Annotated in this window: 12 protein-coding genes and 1 tRNA gene; 6 read left to right on the top strand and 7 right to left on the bottom strand. The window is 59.1% G+C overall.

Features of this window, described 5'->3' with window-relative positions:
* Window positions 1-112: 112 nt before the first annotated feature.
* The 3 genes from ACFP6B_RS11075 to ACFP6B_RS11085 all read right to left on the bottom strand — a co-directional run bounded on the left by ACFP6B_RS11075 (window position 113) and on the right by ACFP6B_RS11085 (window position 1,317).
* A complete protein-coding gene (locus tag ACFP6B_RS11075) occupies window positions 113-499 on the bottom strand; it encodes a hypothetical protein (protein WP_377129974.1) in 387 nt (128 codons plus the stop codon).
* Window positions 500-511: 12 nt separating this feature from the next.
* On the bottom strand, window positions 512-1,027 hold the full coding sequence (locus ACFP6B_RS11080) for an ImmA/IrrE family metallo-endopeptidase (protein ID WP_377129976.1): 516 nt from the start codon (window positions 1,025-1,027) through the stop codon (window positions 512-514).
* A gap of 210 nt (window positions 1,028-1,237) precedes the next feature.
* A tRNA-Leu gene (locus tag ACFP6B_RS11085) sits at window positions 1,238-1,317 on the bottom strand.
* A 208-nt stretch (window positions 1,318-1,525) separates the two neighbouring features.
* Here ACFP6B_RS11085 and ACFP6B_RS11090 point away from each other — a divergent pair.
* The gene (locus tag ACFP6B_RS11090; RefSeq protein WP_185173006.1) at window positions 1,526-2,140 is read left to right on the top strand and encodes an ANTAR domain-containing response regulator; all 615 of its coding nucleotides are present in this window, start codon (window positions 1,526-1,528) and stop codon (window positions 2,138-2,140) included.
* A gap of 126 nt (window positions 2,141-2,266) precedes the next feature.
* Here the strand turns inward: ACFP6B_RS11090 and ACFP6B_RS11095 are convergent, their stop codons facing one another.
* The 3 genes from ACFP6B_RS11095 to ACFP6B_RS11105 form a co-directional block, all read right to left on the bottom strand.
* Entirely contained in the window at window positions 2,267-2,434 is a 168-nt protein-coding gene (locus ACFP6B_RS11095; RefSeq protein WP_237212015.1) for a hypothetical protein, read from the bottom strand.
* 24 nt (window positions 2,435-2,458) lie between these two features.
* Window positions 2,459-3,727: a dicarboxylate/amino acid:cation symporter gene (locus ACFP6B_RS11100; RefSeq protein WP_377129979.1), complete on the bottom strand. Its 1,269-nt coding sequence runs from the start codon at window positions 3,725-3,727 to the stop codon at window positions 2,459-2,461.
* A 116-nt stretch (window positions 3,728-3,843) separates the two neighbouring features.
* Window positions 3,844-4,272, bottom strand: a complete 429-nt coding sequence (locus ACFP6B_RS11105; RefSeq protein WP_377129981.1) for a PaaI family thioesterase — start codon at window positions 4,270-4,272, stop codon at window positions 3,844-3,846.
* Window positions 4,273-4,350: 78 nt separating this feature from the next.
* Here ACFP6B_RS11105 and polA point away from each other — a divergent pair, with 78 nt between their 5' ends.
* The 3 genes from polA (at window position 4,351) to ACFP6B_RS11120 (ending at window position 10,905) form a co-directional block, all read left to right on the top strand.
* The gene (gene polA / locus ACFP6B_RS11110) at window positions 4,351-7,170 is read left to right on the top strand and encodes a DNA polymerase I (RefSeq protein WP_377129983.1); all 2,820 of its coding nucleotides are present in this window, start codon (window positions 4,351-4,353) and stop codon (window positions 7,168-7,170) included.
* Between the two features lie 332 nt (window positions 7,171-7,502).
* Window positions 7,503-8,963 carry a 30S ribosomal protein S1 gene (gene rpsA, locus ACFP6B_RS11115; protein WP_377129985.1) on the top strand — a complete coding sequence of 487 codons (1,461 nt, stop codon included), beginning with the start codon at window positions 7,503-7,505 and terminating at the stop codon, window positions 8,961-8,963.
* Window positions 8,964-9,288: 325 nt separating this feature from the next.
* Complete coding sequence (locus ACFP6B_RS11120; protein ID WP_409348910.1) at window positions 9,289-10,905, top strand: inorganic phosphate transporter; 1,617 nt, start codon at window positions 9,289-9,291, stop codon at window positions 10,903-10,905.
* Here the strand turns inward: ACFP6B_RS11120 and ACFP6B_RS11125 are convergent.
* Window positions 10,902-11,591 (bottom strand): IMPACT family protein, encoded by a 690-nt coding sequence (locus ACFP6B_RS11125; protein ID WP_237204876.1) that lies wholly within the window; start codon window positions 11,589-11,591, stop codon window positions 10,902-10,904. The two genes, ACFP6B_RS11120 and ACFP6B_RS11125, sit on opposite strands and share 4 nt — an antisense overlap.
* 62 nt (window positions 11,592-11,653) lie before the next feature.
* Here ACFP6B_RS11125 and coaE point away from each other — a divergent pair, with 62 nt between their 5' ends.
* Together coaE and ACFP6B_RS11135 are read left to right on the top strand one after the other, a co-directional pair.
* Window positions 11,654-12,295, top strand: a complete 642-nt coding sequence (gene coaE / locus ACFP6B_RS11130; protein WP_237204877.1) for a dephospho-CoA kinase — start codon at window positions 11,654-11,656, stop codon at window positions 12,293-12,295.
* Window positions 12,296-12,525: 230 nt separating this feature from the next.
* Window positions 12,526-14,358, top strand: coding sequence for a BCCT family transporter (locus ACFP6B_RS11135; protein ID WP_237185583.1), 1,833 nt, complete (start codon window positions 12,526-12,528; stop codon window positions 14,356-14,358).
* Window positions 14,359-14,407 lie beyond the last annotated feature (49 nt).

Consider the following 14,407-nt stretch of genomic DNA (forward strand, 5'->3'; position numbering starts at 1 on the left):
GAGCTTCGTGCTCGCATAGGAGATGCTCCCCATTAGTTGGTGACTGTTTTTTAGTAGTCCAACTTATGGGGAGCAGTTCATTACGGGGCCTGGGGCTTTACTGCTGTCTGCGTTACTTATCTTCTGCCTTATCCTCGGCCTGTTTGCCGGGCGAGGGGAAGAGGGAGCGAGCAACGACGTTCAGCAACAAGAAAGCCTGCACCGCGATTGACGCATTGAAAGAGATGAGCACTGCTGGCGCAAGATGGGTTCCCCCTATGGCGGCAGCGGAATTGAGAACCACGATAGCTACCAGGGAAGCAATGACTACCGAGACGATAACCCAAAATATGATCTTCTGATACTGAAGATTCTGCTCAAGGCCATCGTTGATGATCTGGAGCTTACGCTGCGCCTCGGAATCTTGGGGAAGGTCTTTGGCGACTTTCGAGGTACCCACAGACTCCTTGGAGAGATCGTCGCGATACTTGGTCCATCTTCCACCGCCTGCAGCTGCCACAGCTAGTACTCCTTACTCAGGGTTGACGGTCAAGCGATGCAAACGCATGCTCATAGCCGGCAGGGAAACACCAAAGAAGCGAGCCATCTCCACTAGGCTCTTGCCCTCCTTCTGGAGCTCGTCAATCTTTGAGGCAGGCATGAGCAAGGAACCTGCAAATTCATCGGCATAGAACTCATGGATGTCGTAGTTGCCAGGCTTGCGCAGGTCAATGAACGAGTAATCGAAGTCCTCAGCTAAGGTGGTGCGCTCGGCCAGGTGCCCTAGTTCATGTGCCCAGGTAAAACGCTGACGCTCAGCTTTGTCCTTCTTATTGATAAGAATCTGTGCTGGCTGGCCGGGCTCTTTAACGATCATGCCGGAGATGTCCCCAAGCTGGTCATCCAGGCGCCGCTCGGCATACATCAGCTCAGAGACCATTGTGAGGTCTACAGGGAAGGTGAGGGCGTCGCCGAACGCTTCGAGAGCCTTTGCCGCTTCATCTCTAGCTGCTTGGTAAACGAGGGTGTTGTCGTCGTACTTGGCCATTGCCTTCTCCTTTCTCCTGGAATGGTACTGAGGCAGGGACACGAATAGACGTAGTTATATCCAGATTCTAACTCATTTATCGCCTCTGATAACCCCTTATGAGATACCTGATTTTGTGCCGTTCCTCGTTTAAAGGCAGTCAAAACAGCCTGTTTGGAAAAAGCAAAACCCCCGACCTGGAATGTTTCACCAGGTCGGGGGCTTGTTGTGTGCCCAAGGTGGGACTCGAACCCACACTCCGAAGAACCGCATTTTGAGTGCGGCGCGTCTGCCAATTCCGCCACTTGGGCAAGTGCGAAAGCTCTTCTACAATACACGTTTTTGCCCGCTAAAAGCCAATCGGCCCTCACCCTGGAAGAAAGGGCCCGCCCCCGACTAAGATAGGAACCGAAGAGGGTACGCACCGTCACCCGTTGCATGCACGCCCACAAGGTTGTGCGCGTGCGAAAATAGATAGCGAACCTCAACTAAACGCTGAAACGACCTAAGGAGCAGGGTATGTCAGAGCAGACCACCCAGGAGCCCGAGAACCACGATCAGCAGCCCGCACGCACCGTCGTCGTCGCTGAAGACGAGGCGCTGATTCGCCTCGACATCGTCGAAATCCTCAAAGACCAGGGCTTCAACGTCATCGCCGAAACCGACAACGGCAAAAAGGCTGTAGAACTGGCTGAGGAGCACCGCCCCGACCTGGTGCTCATGGACGTCAACATGCCCATCATGGACGGCATCGAAGCAGCCGGCCAAATCAGCGAGAAGCAGCTGGCGCCGGTTGTCCTGCTCACTGCCTTCAGCCAGAAAGAGCTGGTAGACCGCGCCACCGAAGCTGGCGCCATGGCCTACGTGGTCAAGCCCTTCACCCCCAACGACCTGATTCCCGCCATCGAGGTGGCAATTAGCCGCTACGAGCAGATTCGTGCCCTTCAGGACGAAGTCACCAGCATCAAGGAACAGTTCGAGACCCGCAAGCTGGTTGACCGCGCTAAGTCCCTGCTGATGACCAAGATGGGCCTGAGCGAGCCCGAGGCCTTCCGCTGGATTCAGAAGACCTCCATGGACCGTCGCCTGTCCATGCGCGAGGTGGCAGAAACCATCGTCAAGCAGGTGCAGTAGGGGAGTACCCCGCAGCCTATAGCAAGGCCCGCCCCGGCCGTGAAGCTGGAGCGGGCTTTGCTGTATCAAAAGAAGGGGGGGCGGACGCCTGCCGGTGGGGTAGGCGTCCGCCCCTGCTTCGTGGTGCTAGAGGGCGTCCTTGTGGTCGCTCCTAGTTCCGATTCCCCAGAGGGTAATGGCGGCGCTGATGGTCACAGCGGCCCACCAGAGGCCGCCCTGGCTCAGGGCCGTCACCGTGAAGATGAGGGTCAGTACCAGGAAGATATTGCCGATGAGTTTGCGGCGTGCGGTCATGGTGGGCCTTTCGTGAACTGGAGGTTAGTGGGCTGCTGCCAGGCTGCCGTCGCGTTCGTCGGTCTCGGGCAGGTCGTCCTCGTCCGCGCCGAAGGCCTTAGCCACGCGCTCGGTGAGTGAGGCGATAGCGGCGTCGCCGGTGACGTTGGTGGCGGTGCCAAAGGAGTCCTGGGCCAGGTAAAGGGCAATCATCAGGGCAATCATGGACTCATCGAAGCCCAGCATGGACTGGAGCAGGCCGATAGCGGTCATCACGGCGCCGCCGGGCACGCCGGGGGCTGCAACCATCATGAGGCCCAGAACCAGAACCACGGGGATCATGGCGGTGAAGCTGAGGGAGCCGCTGGTCATGTACACCACGGCAACCGCGCAGGAGGTAATGGTAATCATGGAGCCTGAGAGGTGGATGGTGGCGCAGAGGGGGATTGCGAAGTCCACGATCTTGCCCTTGATACCCACGTTCTTAGCGGACGCCACGGTCACGGGGATGGTGGCGGCTGATGACTGGGTGCCGATTGCGGTGAAGTAGGCGGGCAGCATACCGCGCAGCATAGTGATGGGGTTGCGCTTGGAGACGGCGCCGGCGACGGTGTACTGGATAGCCAGCATGACCCAGTGCAGGATGATGACCATGATGAAGACCTTGCCGAAGACCGCAAGAATCTGGCCGACCTGGCCTGCCATGGTCATGTTGGCGAAGACGCCGACGATGTGGACGGGCAGCAGGGGGATGATGACGTAGCCCAGGAGCTTTTCGATGATGGTCTGGAAGTCCTGGAAGAGGTTCAGCATGTTCTTGCTGTTCAGGGCGGTGATGCCCAGGCCCATGATGAAGGCCAGAATCAGGGCGCTCATGACCGACATGATGGGGTCAAGGGTGAATTCCAGGTAGCCGGCTGAGAGGGCTTCTTCGGGGTTTTCGAAGGCGGTGAGCTGCTGGCCCTTAAGGATGATGGGGTAGAGGAAGTGGGCCACAGTGACGGCAAGGAAGCCCGCTGCGATAGATGAAGCGTAGGAGAGACCTACGGTGGTGCCGAGCAGTTTGCCTGCGCCCTTGGCCAGTGAGCCGATACCGGGCACGATGAAGCCGATGATAATCAGCGGAATCGCGAAGCTCAGGAAGGCGCTAAAGACGGTGGAGAAGGAGACAAAGAGCTGGACGACGAAGTCGGTGGGAATGGCTGTTCCCAGGGCGTCGTTGATTCCGGAGATGAGGCCGGGGGTGAAAGCACCGATGAGGATACCGCCGAGGATTGCGACGATAATCCACACGAGCAGAGGAATCTTCTTCATGGGGTTCCTTGGTGTTGTGTGGTCTTGTGTGCGTTTGCACGGACTGCCAGTTTACCAGGGCGCCGCCAGGGGTGCCCGGAGTTAAGGGGCGGACGCCGGGGCTTAGGGGTAGATTGCTAGGGCAGGTCGATGATGTTGTTGGTAATGCGGGCGGTAGCAATGAGCTTGCCCGCCTCGTCAGTGATATCGATGGCGTGGACGCAGACGGTGCGGCCCAGCTTGACCGCCCGGCAGGTCGCGGTGACGGTGCCGGAACGAACCGAGCGCAGGTGGGTGATGTTCAAATCAACGCCCACAGCAGCCTTCTTTTGCTTGGCCACCGAAAGAAAGGCAGAGATAGACCCCAGGGTTTCTGCCAGGGCGGCAGAGGCGCCCCCGTGAAGCAGGCCCACCGGCTGGGTGTTGCCCTCCACCGGCATGGTGGCGACGGTCAGTTCGGGGGAGGCTTCGAGAATCGTGATGCCCAGCTTCTGCGCCAGGGCCCCCGCGTCTAGCCGTTCAAGGATCTGCTGGTAGCGGGCGTCCTGCTCCCGGGTCTCGGTCATGGGTGCTCCTTAGAAAATAGGGGGAGATTGTCTGCCTTCAATCGTAGGGCAGGGGCAGGCGGTAGGATGGTAGGCGTGATGACTAGACCTGAAACTTCTGCACCTGCACCCGGTAAGCTCATGCTCATTGACGGGCATTCCCTGGCTTTCCGTTCTTTCTACGGCACCCCGGTGGATGTCTTCGTGAATGCTGAGGGCCAGCACACCAATGCGGTTCACGGCTTCCTCTCAACCCTGATTTCTCTGATTAAAAATGAGCAGCCCAGCCACATTATTGTGGCCTTTGACCTCTCTGGCGGAACCTTCCGCACCGAGGAATACGGTGAGTATAAGGGTGGGCGTAATGAAACCCCGCAGGAGTTCTTTGGTCAGATCGAGCTGATTCAGAAGGCCCTGGCGGCCCTGAATATTCCTTCGGTGACCCTGCCGCGCTATGAGGCTGACGATATCGTCGCTACCTACACCCGTCAGGGGCGGGAGGCTGGCTTTGAGGTACAGATTGTGTCGGGTGACCGCGATGCCTTCCAGCTGGTGACCGATACCGTTACTGTGCTGTACCCGGTCACGACCGGCCCTACCAAGGGCATCCGCTACATGACCCCGGCTGCCGTTGAGGAAAAGTATAAGGTTGCACCTCATCTTTACCCCGATCTTGCTGCCCTGACCGGCGAGCAGGCGGACAACCTACCGGGCGTGCCCGGTGTGGGCCCCGGCTTTGCCGCCAAGTGGATTAACGAATACGGCGATCTCAAGGGCGTGCTGGACAACGCCGAGAAGATCAAGGGTAAGAAGGGCGAGGCCCTGCGCGAGCATATCGATGATGTGCTGCGCAACCGCCGCCTCAATCGCCTGGTGGACGACCTTGACCTGCCTGTAACCCTCGATGATGCTGAAGGCTACGGCCCCAACGTCGAGGAGCTAGAAGAGCTCTTTGACTACCTAGAGTTCAATTCCATCCGCAAGCGCGTCGCTGAGCTCTTTGAGGGTATGGGGCAAGCTACACCTGCGGTTGAGATTGATATTGAAACGGTAGAAACTATCACCAGCGCGGACGCCCTCACCGCCTTCCTGGCGGCTGCCCCCGAAGCGCTCGCGGCGGTTGAACGGTCGGTCGAAGTACCTGAACGCCTGGCGCAGGCCATCACCCTCTGGCCCGTGGCTGATGAGCAGGCCGGTGAAAAGGGGCTGGCCCACGGCCAGGCCCTGCACGGCCTCATGCTGGTTGCCGGTGCCCGCGCAGCCTACCTTGATTTTGAGAAGCAGGCGGACGGCGTCCGCGCGGCCCTGCGTACCTGGCTGGGGGACGCGTCCGCCCCCAAAATTACCTTCGATGTCAAGCAGAACTTCAAGTCTCTTGCAGCCCATAACCTGCCCCTGGCAGGCGTTATCGAAGACCCGGTGCTCTCCTCCTACGTCTGTGGCTTCATTCCCACCGCCCGTCGCCGCGGCCACCGCGAAATGCTTGAAGACTTGACCCGCGATTACCTGGGCCAGACCTACCCCGCCGCACCTGAACAAGAGGACCAGGGCGAACTCTTCTCCCTGGAACCGGCAGTCGATACCGCCCACCAGGCGCTCCTTGCCCGCTACGTCCAAGAACTGGCCTACGCCCTGCATCTCGATCTGGTGGCTAAAAATCAGCTCGGTCTCTACGAAGAGATTGAACTGCCGGCCGCGTCCGCCCTGGCCCGCATGGAAATTGCCGGTGTTGCTATCGACGCCAGCGCTATCACAGACCTCAAGAGCTACTACGGTGAGCATGTCACTCGCGCTACCGAAGCGGCCTACGAAATTCTGGGGCACGAGGTCAACCTGTCCTCGCCCAAGCAGCTGCAGGGCGTCCTCTTTGACGAACTAGGCCTGCCCACCACCCGCAAACTCAAGAGTGGCTACTCTACCGATGCCGATTCCTTGGAAGGAATCCTAGGCCAGGTAGATCCCGAGAGTCAGGGAGCCTCCTTCCTCGGCGAACTGCAAACCTACCGCGACTACACCAAGCTCAAGCAGACCGTTGAAGGGCTGGGTAAGGCAACCGCAGCGGACGGTCGCATTCACACCACCTACCAGCAGAATGTGGCTGCCACAGGGCGACTCTCGTCCACCGACCCCAACCTGCAGAACATCCCGATCCGCACCGAAGAGGGGCGAAAGATTCGCGATGCCTTCGTCGTGGCCCCTGAGCCGGTCGACGGCACCGACTACACCACCCTGCTCACCGCCGACTACTCCCAGATTGAAATGCGCATCATGGTGCACCTGTCGGACGATGAGGACCTCATTGCTGCCTATCAGGCGGGGGAGGACCTGCACCGCTTCGTTGGCTCAGAAGTCTTTGGTGTAGCCCCCGAAGACGTAACTCCCGAGATGCGTTCCAAGGTCAAGGCCATGAGCTACGGCCTTGCCTACGGCCTCTCACCCTTTGGGCTCTCTAAGCAGTTGGGCATCAGCGTGGACGAAGCTACCAGCCTGCGCGCCAACTACTTCCAGCGCTTCGGCAAGGTCGGTAGGTTCCTGCGCTCCATTGTGCGTGAAGCCCACAAGACCGGTTACACCGAAACCATGTTTGGCCGTCGCCGCGCCCTGCCAGACTTGGCTTCATCCAACCGTCAGCGCCGCGAAGCTGCTGAACGCGCAGCCCTTAACTCGCCCATCCAGGGCACGGCCGCCGACATCATTAAAATCGCCATGATCAACATCGACGAACGCCTGCGCCGCGAAAACCTGGCCACCCGCATGCTCCTTCAGGTTCACGATGAACTCATTCTTGAGGTCGCCGCAGGCGAAGAAAAGATTGCTGAGACCATCCTGGTGGAAGAAATGAGCGGGGCAGCCTCCCTGCGCGTGCCCCTGGATGTGCAGGTCGGCTGGGGCCGCTCCTGGCACGAAGCGGGGCACTAGCAGCCGGACCGATAGGCGTGCGGACGCCGGTCAACACACCCGGGTGCGGGGTAAGACCAACATCACCCCACTTTCCCGTGAACACGCGGTGAAAACGCCCACTAAACCATTGACCGGCACACCTGCGCACCCTAGACTTGAATCTGTGCGTGTACAGTGTCCGCCTCGGCGTCCGCACGGCACCCGCACACCATATTGTCCGTATCAACGCTCAATACAGAGAACCATGCGGACCTTACCCCGCGTAACAGCCCACAGGTTCCACCGCGGGAGCACGTAAGGGCCTGCCTGTATTGACCTAGAAAACTATCCATATTGGAGCCCTACTCTCTATGAGCACCAACGTTCCCCAGGTTGCAATCAACGACATCGGCAACGAAGAAGAATTCCTCGCAGCAGTCGACGCAACCATCAAGTACTTCAACGACGGCGATCTCGTTTCAGGCGAAGTTGTCAAGGTTGACCACGACGAGGTTCTGCTTGACATCGGTTACAAGACCGAAGGCGTCATCCCCTCACGTGAACTTTCCATCAAGCACGACGTAGATCCCGACGAAGTTGTTTCTGTTGGTGACACCGTTGAAGCTCTTGTCCTCACCAAGGAAGACAAGGAAGGCCGCCTGATTCTCTCCAAGAAGCGCGCACAGTACGAGCGCGCCTGGGGCGACATCGAGAAGGTCAAGGAAGAAGACGGCGTCGTTACCGGTACCGTCATCGAGGTCGTCAAGGGTGGTCTTATCCTCGACATCGGCCTGCGTGGCTTCCTCCCCGCTTCACTCGTCGAAATGCGCCGCGTTCGCGACCTGGCACCCTACATCGGCCAGGAAATCGAAGCCAAGATTATCGAGCTCGACAAGAACCGCAACAACGTTGTTCTGTCACGCCGTGCATGGCTTGAGCAGACCCAGTCAGAGGTTCGCTCAACCTTCCTCAACCAGCTCGAAAAGGGCCAGGTTCGTACCGGCGTTGTCTCCTCCATCGTTAACTTCGGTGCCTTCGTTGACCTCGGTGGCGTTGATGGTCTCGTCCACGTATCCGAGCTCTCCTGGAAGCACATCGACCACCCCTCAGAGGTTGTCGAAGTTGGCGACGAAGTCACCGTTGAGGTTCTCGACGTTGACCTCGACCGTGAGCGCGTCTCACTGTCACTGAAGGCTACCCAGGAAGATCCCTGGCAGGCATTCGCTCGCACCCACGCACTGGGTCAGGTTGTACCCGGTAAGGTCACCAAGCTCGTTCCCTTCGGCGCATTTGTTCGCGTTGAAGACGGCATCGAAGGCCTCGTCCACATCTCCGAACTCGCCGTTCGCCACGTGGACTTGGCAGAGCAGGTTGTCTCCGTTGGTGACGAACTGTTCGTCAAGGTCATCGACATCGACCTCGACCGTCGCCGCATCTCCCTGTCACTGAAGCAGGCCAACGAAGGTGTAGACCCCGAGTCCACCGAGTTCGACCCCGCTCTCTACGGCATGGCTGCAGAATACGACGAAGAAGGCAACTACAAGTACCCCGAGGGCTTCGACCCCGAGACCAACGAATGGCTCGAAGGCTTCGAAACCCAGCGTGCAGCATGGGAGCAGCAGTACGCTGACGCCCAGGCTCGCTGGGAAGCTCACAAGGTACAGGTTGCTAAGGCCCTCGAAGCCGATGCAGAAGCAGCAGCTGCTGCCCCCGCGTCCGCTCCCGCCGAAGCTGCACCCACCTCATACTCATCCGAGAAGCCTGCCGAAACCGGCACCCTGGCTTCCGATGAGGCACTTGCGGAACTCCGCAAGAAGCTGACCGGCAACTAGTAGGTGAAGGAAGCGGAGTTCCGATTCCAGCGAAGATTTATTTCCTCGCGCGCTCGGAATCTTCGCTTCCATCCCCGCAAGAAGCTGACCGGTAACTAATTCTCTGAATTAGTCACAGCAATCAAGGGCCCCTTCCACCTTCGGGTGGGAGGGGCCCTTGTTTGTAGGGTGCAACGTGCGTGTGAGGGCGTAGAGGCGGGCGTCATGCCTATAGTTCATGCTCAGGCTAGGGTTAGTTAACCTTGCGTTAACCTTTTCCCCAGACTATTAACAGGGCTCAAATTTTGCCTTAAGACCGTATGAACACAACCTCAAAGGGGGACTCGTGGATTCCAGCGCGAATTCGGGTTCACATCTCGCAACCCCCGCGTTGCAACGAGACACCACCGACAAATGGTGGCACCTCGCCTTCGGCGGCCTCATGGCTGTCTCACTGACACTCTTTACACTCTGGTCCCTCAACTACGTCGACCAGTCAGCTCGCACCCTCGTCCTTATCGCAGCCGTCCTCCTGGGTCTCTTCATGGCCTTCAATATCGGCGGTAACGACGTAGCGAACTCCTTCGGAACCTCCGTGGGCGCGGGTACCCTGACCATCAAGCAGGCCCTGCTCATCGCGGCTGTCTTCGAGGTATCGGGTGCCGTGATTGCTGGCGGGTCGGTCACCGACACCGTGCGTTCAGGCATCGTCGACCTGGGTGCTATTGACCTGGACCCCATGCAGTTCGTCTACATCATGATGGCAGCCCTGCTGGGCGCAGCTATCTGGCTGTTGGTCGCCACTAAGATGGGCTGGCCCGTCTCTACCACCCACTCCATTATCGGCGGTATCGTGGGTGCGGCCCTGACCATCGGCTTCACCACCGGCACCGGCGGCATGGACATGGTGCAGTGGAACAAGATTGGTCAGATTGCCATTTCTTGGGTTCTCTCACCGCTCCTGGGTGGTCTCTTCGCCTGGGTTCTCTTTGGCTTTATCAAGAAGTACATCCTGGGCTACAACGAGAAGGTCGATGCGGCCATGCTCGAAATCAAGAAGCACCAGGAAGAAGAGCGCGCAGCCCACACCCCGCACGACGGCTTCCAGCGCATTACCGACCTGCAGCAGGACGCCTACTCCAACGCTATGCTGCGCAAGAAGAAGTTCAAGCTCAAGAAGCTTGACCCTGAGGCCCCTGAGAGCGAGTACTACCGCCAGGTGCACAAGCTTGACCAGAAGGCTAAGCGTGCTGACTCCCACCGTGCACTTGAGGTTTATGTGCCTATCCTGGCTGCCTTCGGTGCGGCTCTGATTGCAGCCATGCTGCTCTTCAAGGGCCTGGATAACCTGGAGCTGGGTATCTCAACCATGGGTAACGTCATGATTATGGTGATGGTTGCGGCTATCGCCTGGGTGAGTGTTTCAGTCTTCGCCCGCAGCCTGCAGAAGCAGGAACTCTCCCGCGCCACCTTTACCATCTTTGCCTGGTTGCAGGTCTTCACCGCAGCTGCCTTCGCCTTTAGCCACGGTGCCAACGATATTGCCAACGCTATCGGCCCCTTCGTGGCAATTCTCGATGTGCTCAAGACCGGTGCCATTGGTGACGAGGCCGTTGTGCCTATGCCCGCGCTGGTGACCTTCGGTATCGCCCTGATTGTGGGTCTTTGGTTCGTTGGCCGTAACGTGATTGCTACCGTTGGTCACGGCCTGACCAAGATGCACCCCTCATCGGGCTTTGCCGCTGAGCTGGCCGCTGCCGGTGTGGTTATGGCTGCATCTGTTCTGGGTCTGCCCGTTTCGTCCACCCACATCCTGATCGGTGCAGTGCTGGGCGTCGGTATCGTCAACCGCTCAGCTAACTGGAAGCTCATGCGACCCATTGCCCTTGCCTGGATTATCACCCTGCCCATCTCAGCCGCTATCGGCTCGGTAGGCGTGTTGGCTATTTCAGCAATCTTCTAGGCTAGATCAACCCACTGGGTTTCACCCCACGAAATGTGCCCTGCGCCGGCTGTCAGCTCGGCCAGGGCCGTTTCTGTTTGGGCGCGGGTTGCTGCGTCATCAAAAACGCCCAGGGTGATGTGGGCGCCGCTGGCTGTGTAATCTGTACCCAGCACCGTGTAGCCCAGCGCGCGCAGGTCGTTCTCGAAGCGTCCTGCTTCGGCGTGGGAGGCGGTAACGGTTCCCAGTCGCAGGCGTTCGCGGGGCACCAGGGGAGCGGCGTCTAGGGTGGCGACCACCGCGTCCGTATAGGCGCGCACCAGCCCACCGGCCCCCAGCTTGATGCCACCGAAATAGCGCACCACCACAGCGCAGATATCGGAGAGGTCGGTGGTTTCGCCCTTGCGCCCTTCGGTGCGGCGGGCCAGCAGGGCCTGGAGCATGGGAATCCCTGCGGTGCCGGCGGGCTCGCCGTCGTCGTTGGAGCGCTGGGTCTGCCGGTCTGCCCCGATAATAAAAGCAGAGCAGACGTGGCGGGCATCGTGGTAGGTCTTGCGCTTGGACTCAATAAAAGCGCGGGCCTCTTCTTCAGTTTCCACGCGCTGAACATAGCCGATGAACTCACTGCGCTTGATTTCTAGCAGGTGCCGAGTCTCGTTGTGGGTGGCGAGCACGGTGTAGCGGTTGGCGCGGGTTTCATCAGTCATGGTGTCTATTCTAGTGTGCGGTGGTCGCGGCGCGTAGGCTGGTGGGAGCGGGCACCTGCCCGATGCTTAGAGACGAAAGGACGCCTGTGGTTGCGAGAATTGGTCTGACCGGCGGTATTGGGTCGGGTAAGTCGACGGTGGCGAAGATACTGGTGGAGTGCGGGGCTGTGCTGATTGATGCCGATGCTATCTCCCGTCAGCTGATGGAGCCGGGCCAGGCGGTGCTGGCTGAGACCGTCCGCACCTTTGGTGAGGGCATTTTGACCCCTACCGGTGAGCTTGACCGGGCTGCCCTGGCGTCGTTGGTCTTTGCAGACGAGTCTGCCCGTGCCCGTCTGAACGCCATCGTGCACCCGGCGGTGCGGGCTGAAGCCGCGCGGCAGCGGGAGGCGGCGGTGCAGAAGCTGGGGGAGGGCGCCGTTATTGTTGAGGACATCCCCCTGCTGGCCGAGACCGGCCAGGCGGCAGACTTTGATGCGGTGATTGTGGTGGAGGCGCAGCACGGGGAGCGGCTACGCCGCCTGGTTGAGATGCGCGGTATGAGCGAGGCGGACGCCCGCGCCCGCATTGCTGCGCAGGCCAGCGACGAGCAGCGCCGGGCTATTGCCACCTGGGTCATTGATAACTCGGGAAGTTTAGAGCGCACCGCTGCGCAGGTGCGCGAGGTCTTTGCCAAAATCACAGCCGGTTCGTTACATGAATAAATTTTTAGCAAGGAGTATTTGAACTTTTGGTCTAAAAAACCCGGTTGTGACCAGTGGAAACAGGCGAGAACAAGGAAAAGTATAAAAATCAAGTAGACTTACCTCTCCTGGAAAACAACCCCAAGCCCGCTTATCATTGATACGTTGCCCAGAGACCGGGCAGCCGCTGTGCGGGCGGTGGATGCAAGGGGCCCGCACGGTCACACACATACTTCCACCGGGATAATCCTGTGCTGAACAAGCTACACGACAGACTGGGGCTGCGAACCAACCCCGTCATTTTCTTCTCATCTGCACTCTTTATCATCGTCTTCACCCTGCTGATGATGATCTTCCCAACGGCCATGTCAGATGGCATTGGTGTTATCTCTGACTTCATCATCACCTACCTGGGCTGGGTCTACACTCTGGGTATTGCCATCTTCTTTTTCTTCCTGATTTACATGGCGATGAGCCGCTTTGGCCGCATCAAAATCGGTGATGACGACGCTGAACCCGAGTACTCCGGCCTTGCCTGGTTCGGTATGCTCTTCGCAGCTGGTGTTGGCGCCGTCCTGCTCTTCTGGGGCGCGGCAGAGCCCATCACCCACTACGCCAACCCGCCCTACGACGGGGTAGAGCCCCAGTCGGATCACGCGGCTCTCGAAGCACTCGCTATTGCTAACTGGCACATCGGCCTGGGCGTCTGGATTATTCTCACTATTCCCGCCCTGGCTTTCGGATACTTTACCTACAAGCGCAAGCTGCCCCCGCGCGTCTCATCCATCTTCCAGCCCCTGCTGGGCGAGCGCATCCACGGCCCTATCGGTAAGACCATTGACTCGGTTGCCATCGTTTCTACCGTTTTCGGTATTGCGGTTTCGGTGGGTCTGGGCGCTCTGCAGATCAACTCGGGTATGGGCATCATGTACGGTGTGCCCCTGGGTGGCTGGATTCAGGCCGCTATCGTTGCTGTGATTACTGCCGCCGGTATTACCTCGGTGCTGATGGGTATGGATAAGGGCGTTAAGCGCCTGTCCTACATCAACATTCTGCTGGCTATTTCCCTGATGATCTTCATCCTGATGACCGGCGCAACCCGCTTCGTCACCCTGGGCACCATCGAGTCAGCCGGCTACTTCCTGCAGAAGCTGCCCGTGATGATGCTCTTCAACGACGCCTTTGCAGATACCGGTTGGATTGGCTCCTGGACGGTCTTCTACTGGGCTTGGACCGTGACCTGGGCGCCCTTTGTTGGCCTCTTTATTGCCAAGATTTCTCAGGGCCGCACCATCCGTCAGTTTGTTGTCGGCGTGCTGGCTGCCCCTACCACCTTTACCCTGATGTGGGTTGGTGTCTTTGGCCTGAGCGCTTTCAATATCGAGCGCAATGAAAACGGAACCCTGGTGCAGACCGTAGTGGAAGAAGGCGACATTCCCGCTGCCCTCTTCGAGTTCCTGGGCCACTTCCCGCTCTACCAGCTGGTCGCTGCGGTGACCCTCGTGGTGATTACCATCTTCTTCATCACCTCCATTGACTCAGCAGCCCTGGTCATGGACGCGATTGCTAACGGTCATGAGGACCCGGCCCCCAAGAAGCAGGGTATTTTCTGGGCTGCCTCCATCGGCGTTGTATCGGCTTCCATCCTGGTAGCAGCAGGCGATAACGGTCTGACCGCCCTGCAAAACGTCATTATTGTGATCGGCTTCCCTGTCTGGCTTATCGGCTTCATGCAGATGTGGATGCTGGTGCGCGCCCTGCGCGAGGACGCCGGTGAACTGCCTCCCATGCGCACCCGCCAGTGGAAGCAGGTTATCCCCATCGAGGAATACCACCGCCGTGCTCAGGAAGACTTCTCGTCGATTGAAGAGGTCACTATTCGCCCCGAGTACGAGCTGGGCACCGAACCCGAGTTCGAGGGTCTGGTTCCCAATACCGGTCAGATTCCTGTGGTAACGGCCGAAGATATTGCTGAGGACGCCGCCGCGAAGAAGGCAGCCTCCAAGCCGGCTGAAGAGCAGGGCACCCACACCGCTGTGGTAACCGGTGACCTGCCCGCTACCGATATCGACCCGAAGAAGTAAGGTCTGAGCGACCGCTTGTTAGCCCCCGATGAAACTAGTACATATGTTC

Origin of the sequence: Rothia nasimurium, assembly GCF_042660305.1 — a bacterium.
In the GTDB taxonomy this organism is placed as follows: domain Bacteria; phylum Actinomycetota; class Actinomycetes; order Actinomycetales; family Micrococcaceae; genus Rothia; species Rothia nasimurium.

What these genes read in the sequence shown, in the direction of transcription:
- ACFP6B_RS11125 (WP_237204876.1), bottom strand. Translation starts at nt 11,591, where the DNA reads ATGACTGATGAAACCCGCGCCAACCGCTACACCGTGCTCGCCACCCAC.
- ACFP6B_RS11100 (WP_377129979.1), bottom strand. Translation starts at nt 3,727, where the DNA reads ATGAAGAAGATTCCTCTGCTCGTGTGGATTATCGTCGCAATCCTCGGC.
- ACFP6B_RS11105 (WP_377129981.1), bottom strand. Translation starts at nt 4,272, where the DNA reads ATGACCGAGACCCGGGAGCAGGACGCCCGCTACCAGCAGATCCTTGAA.
- coaE (WP_237204877.1), top strand. Translation starts at nt 11,654, where the DNA reads ATGCTTAGAGACGAAAGGACGCCTGTGGTTGCGAGAATTGGTCTGACC.
- ACFP6B_RS11095 (WP_237212015.1), bottom strand. Translation starts at nt 2,434, where the DNA reads ATGACCGCACGCCGCAAACTCATCGGCAATATCTTCCTGGTACTGACC.
- ACFP6B_RS11090 (WP_185173006.1), top strand. Translation starts at nt 1,526, where the DNA reads ATGTCAGAGCAGACCACCCAGGAGCCCGAGAACCACGATCAGCAGCCC.
- polA (WP_377129983.1), top strand. Translation starts at nt 4,351, where the DNA reads ATGACTAGACCTGAAACTTCTGCACCTGCACCCGGTAAGCTCATGCTC.
- rpsA (WP_377129985.1), top strand. Translation starts at nt 7,503, where the DNA reads ATGAGCACCAACGTTCCCCAGGTTGCAATCAACGACATCGGCAACGAA.
- ACFP6B_RS11080 (WP_377129976.1), bottom strand. Translation starts at nt 1,027, where the DNA reads ATGGCCAAGTACGACGACAACACCCTCGTTTACCAAGCAGCTAGAGAT.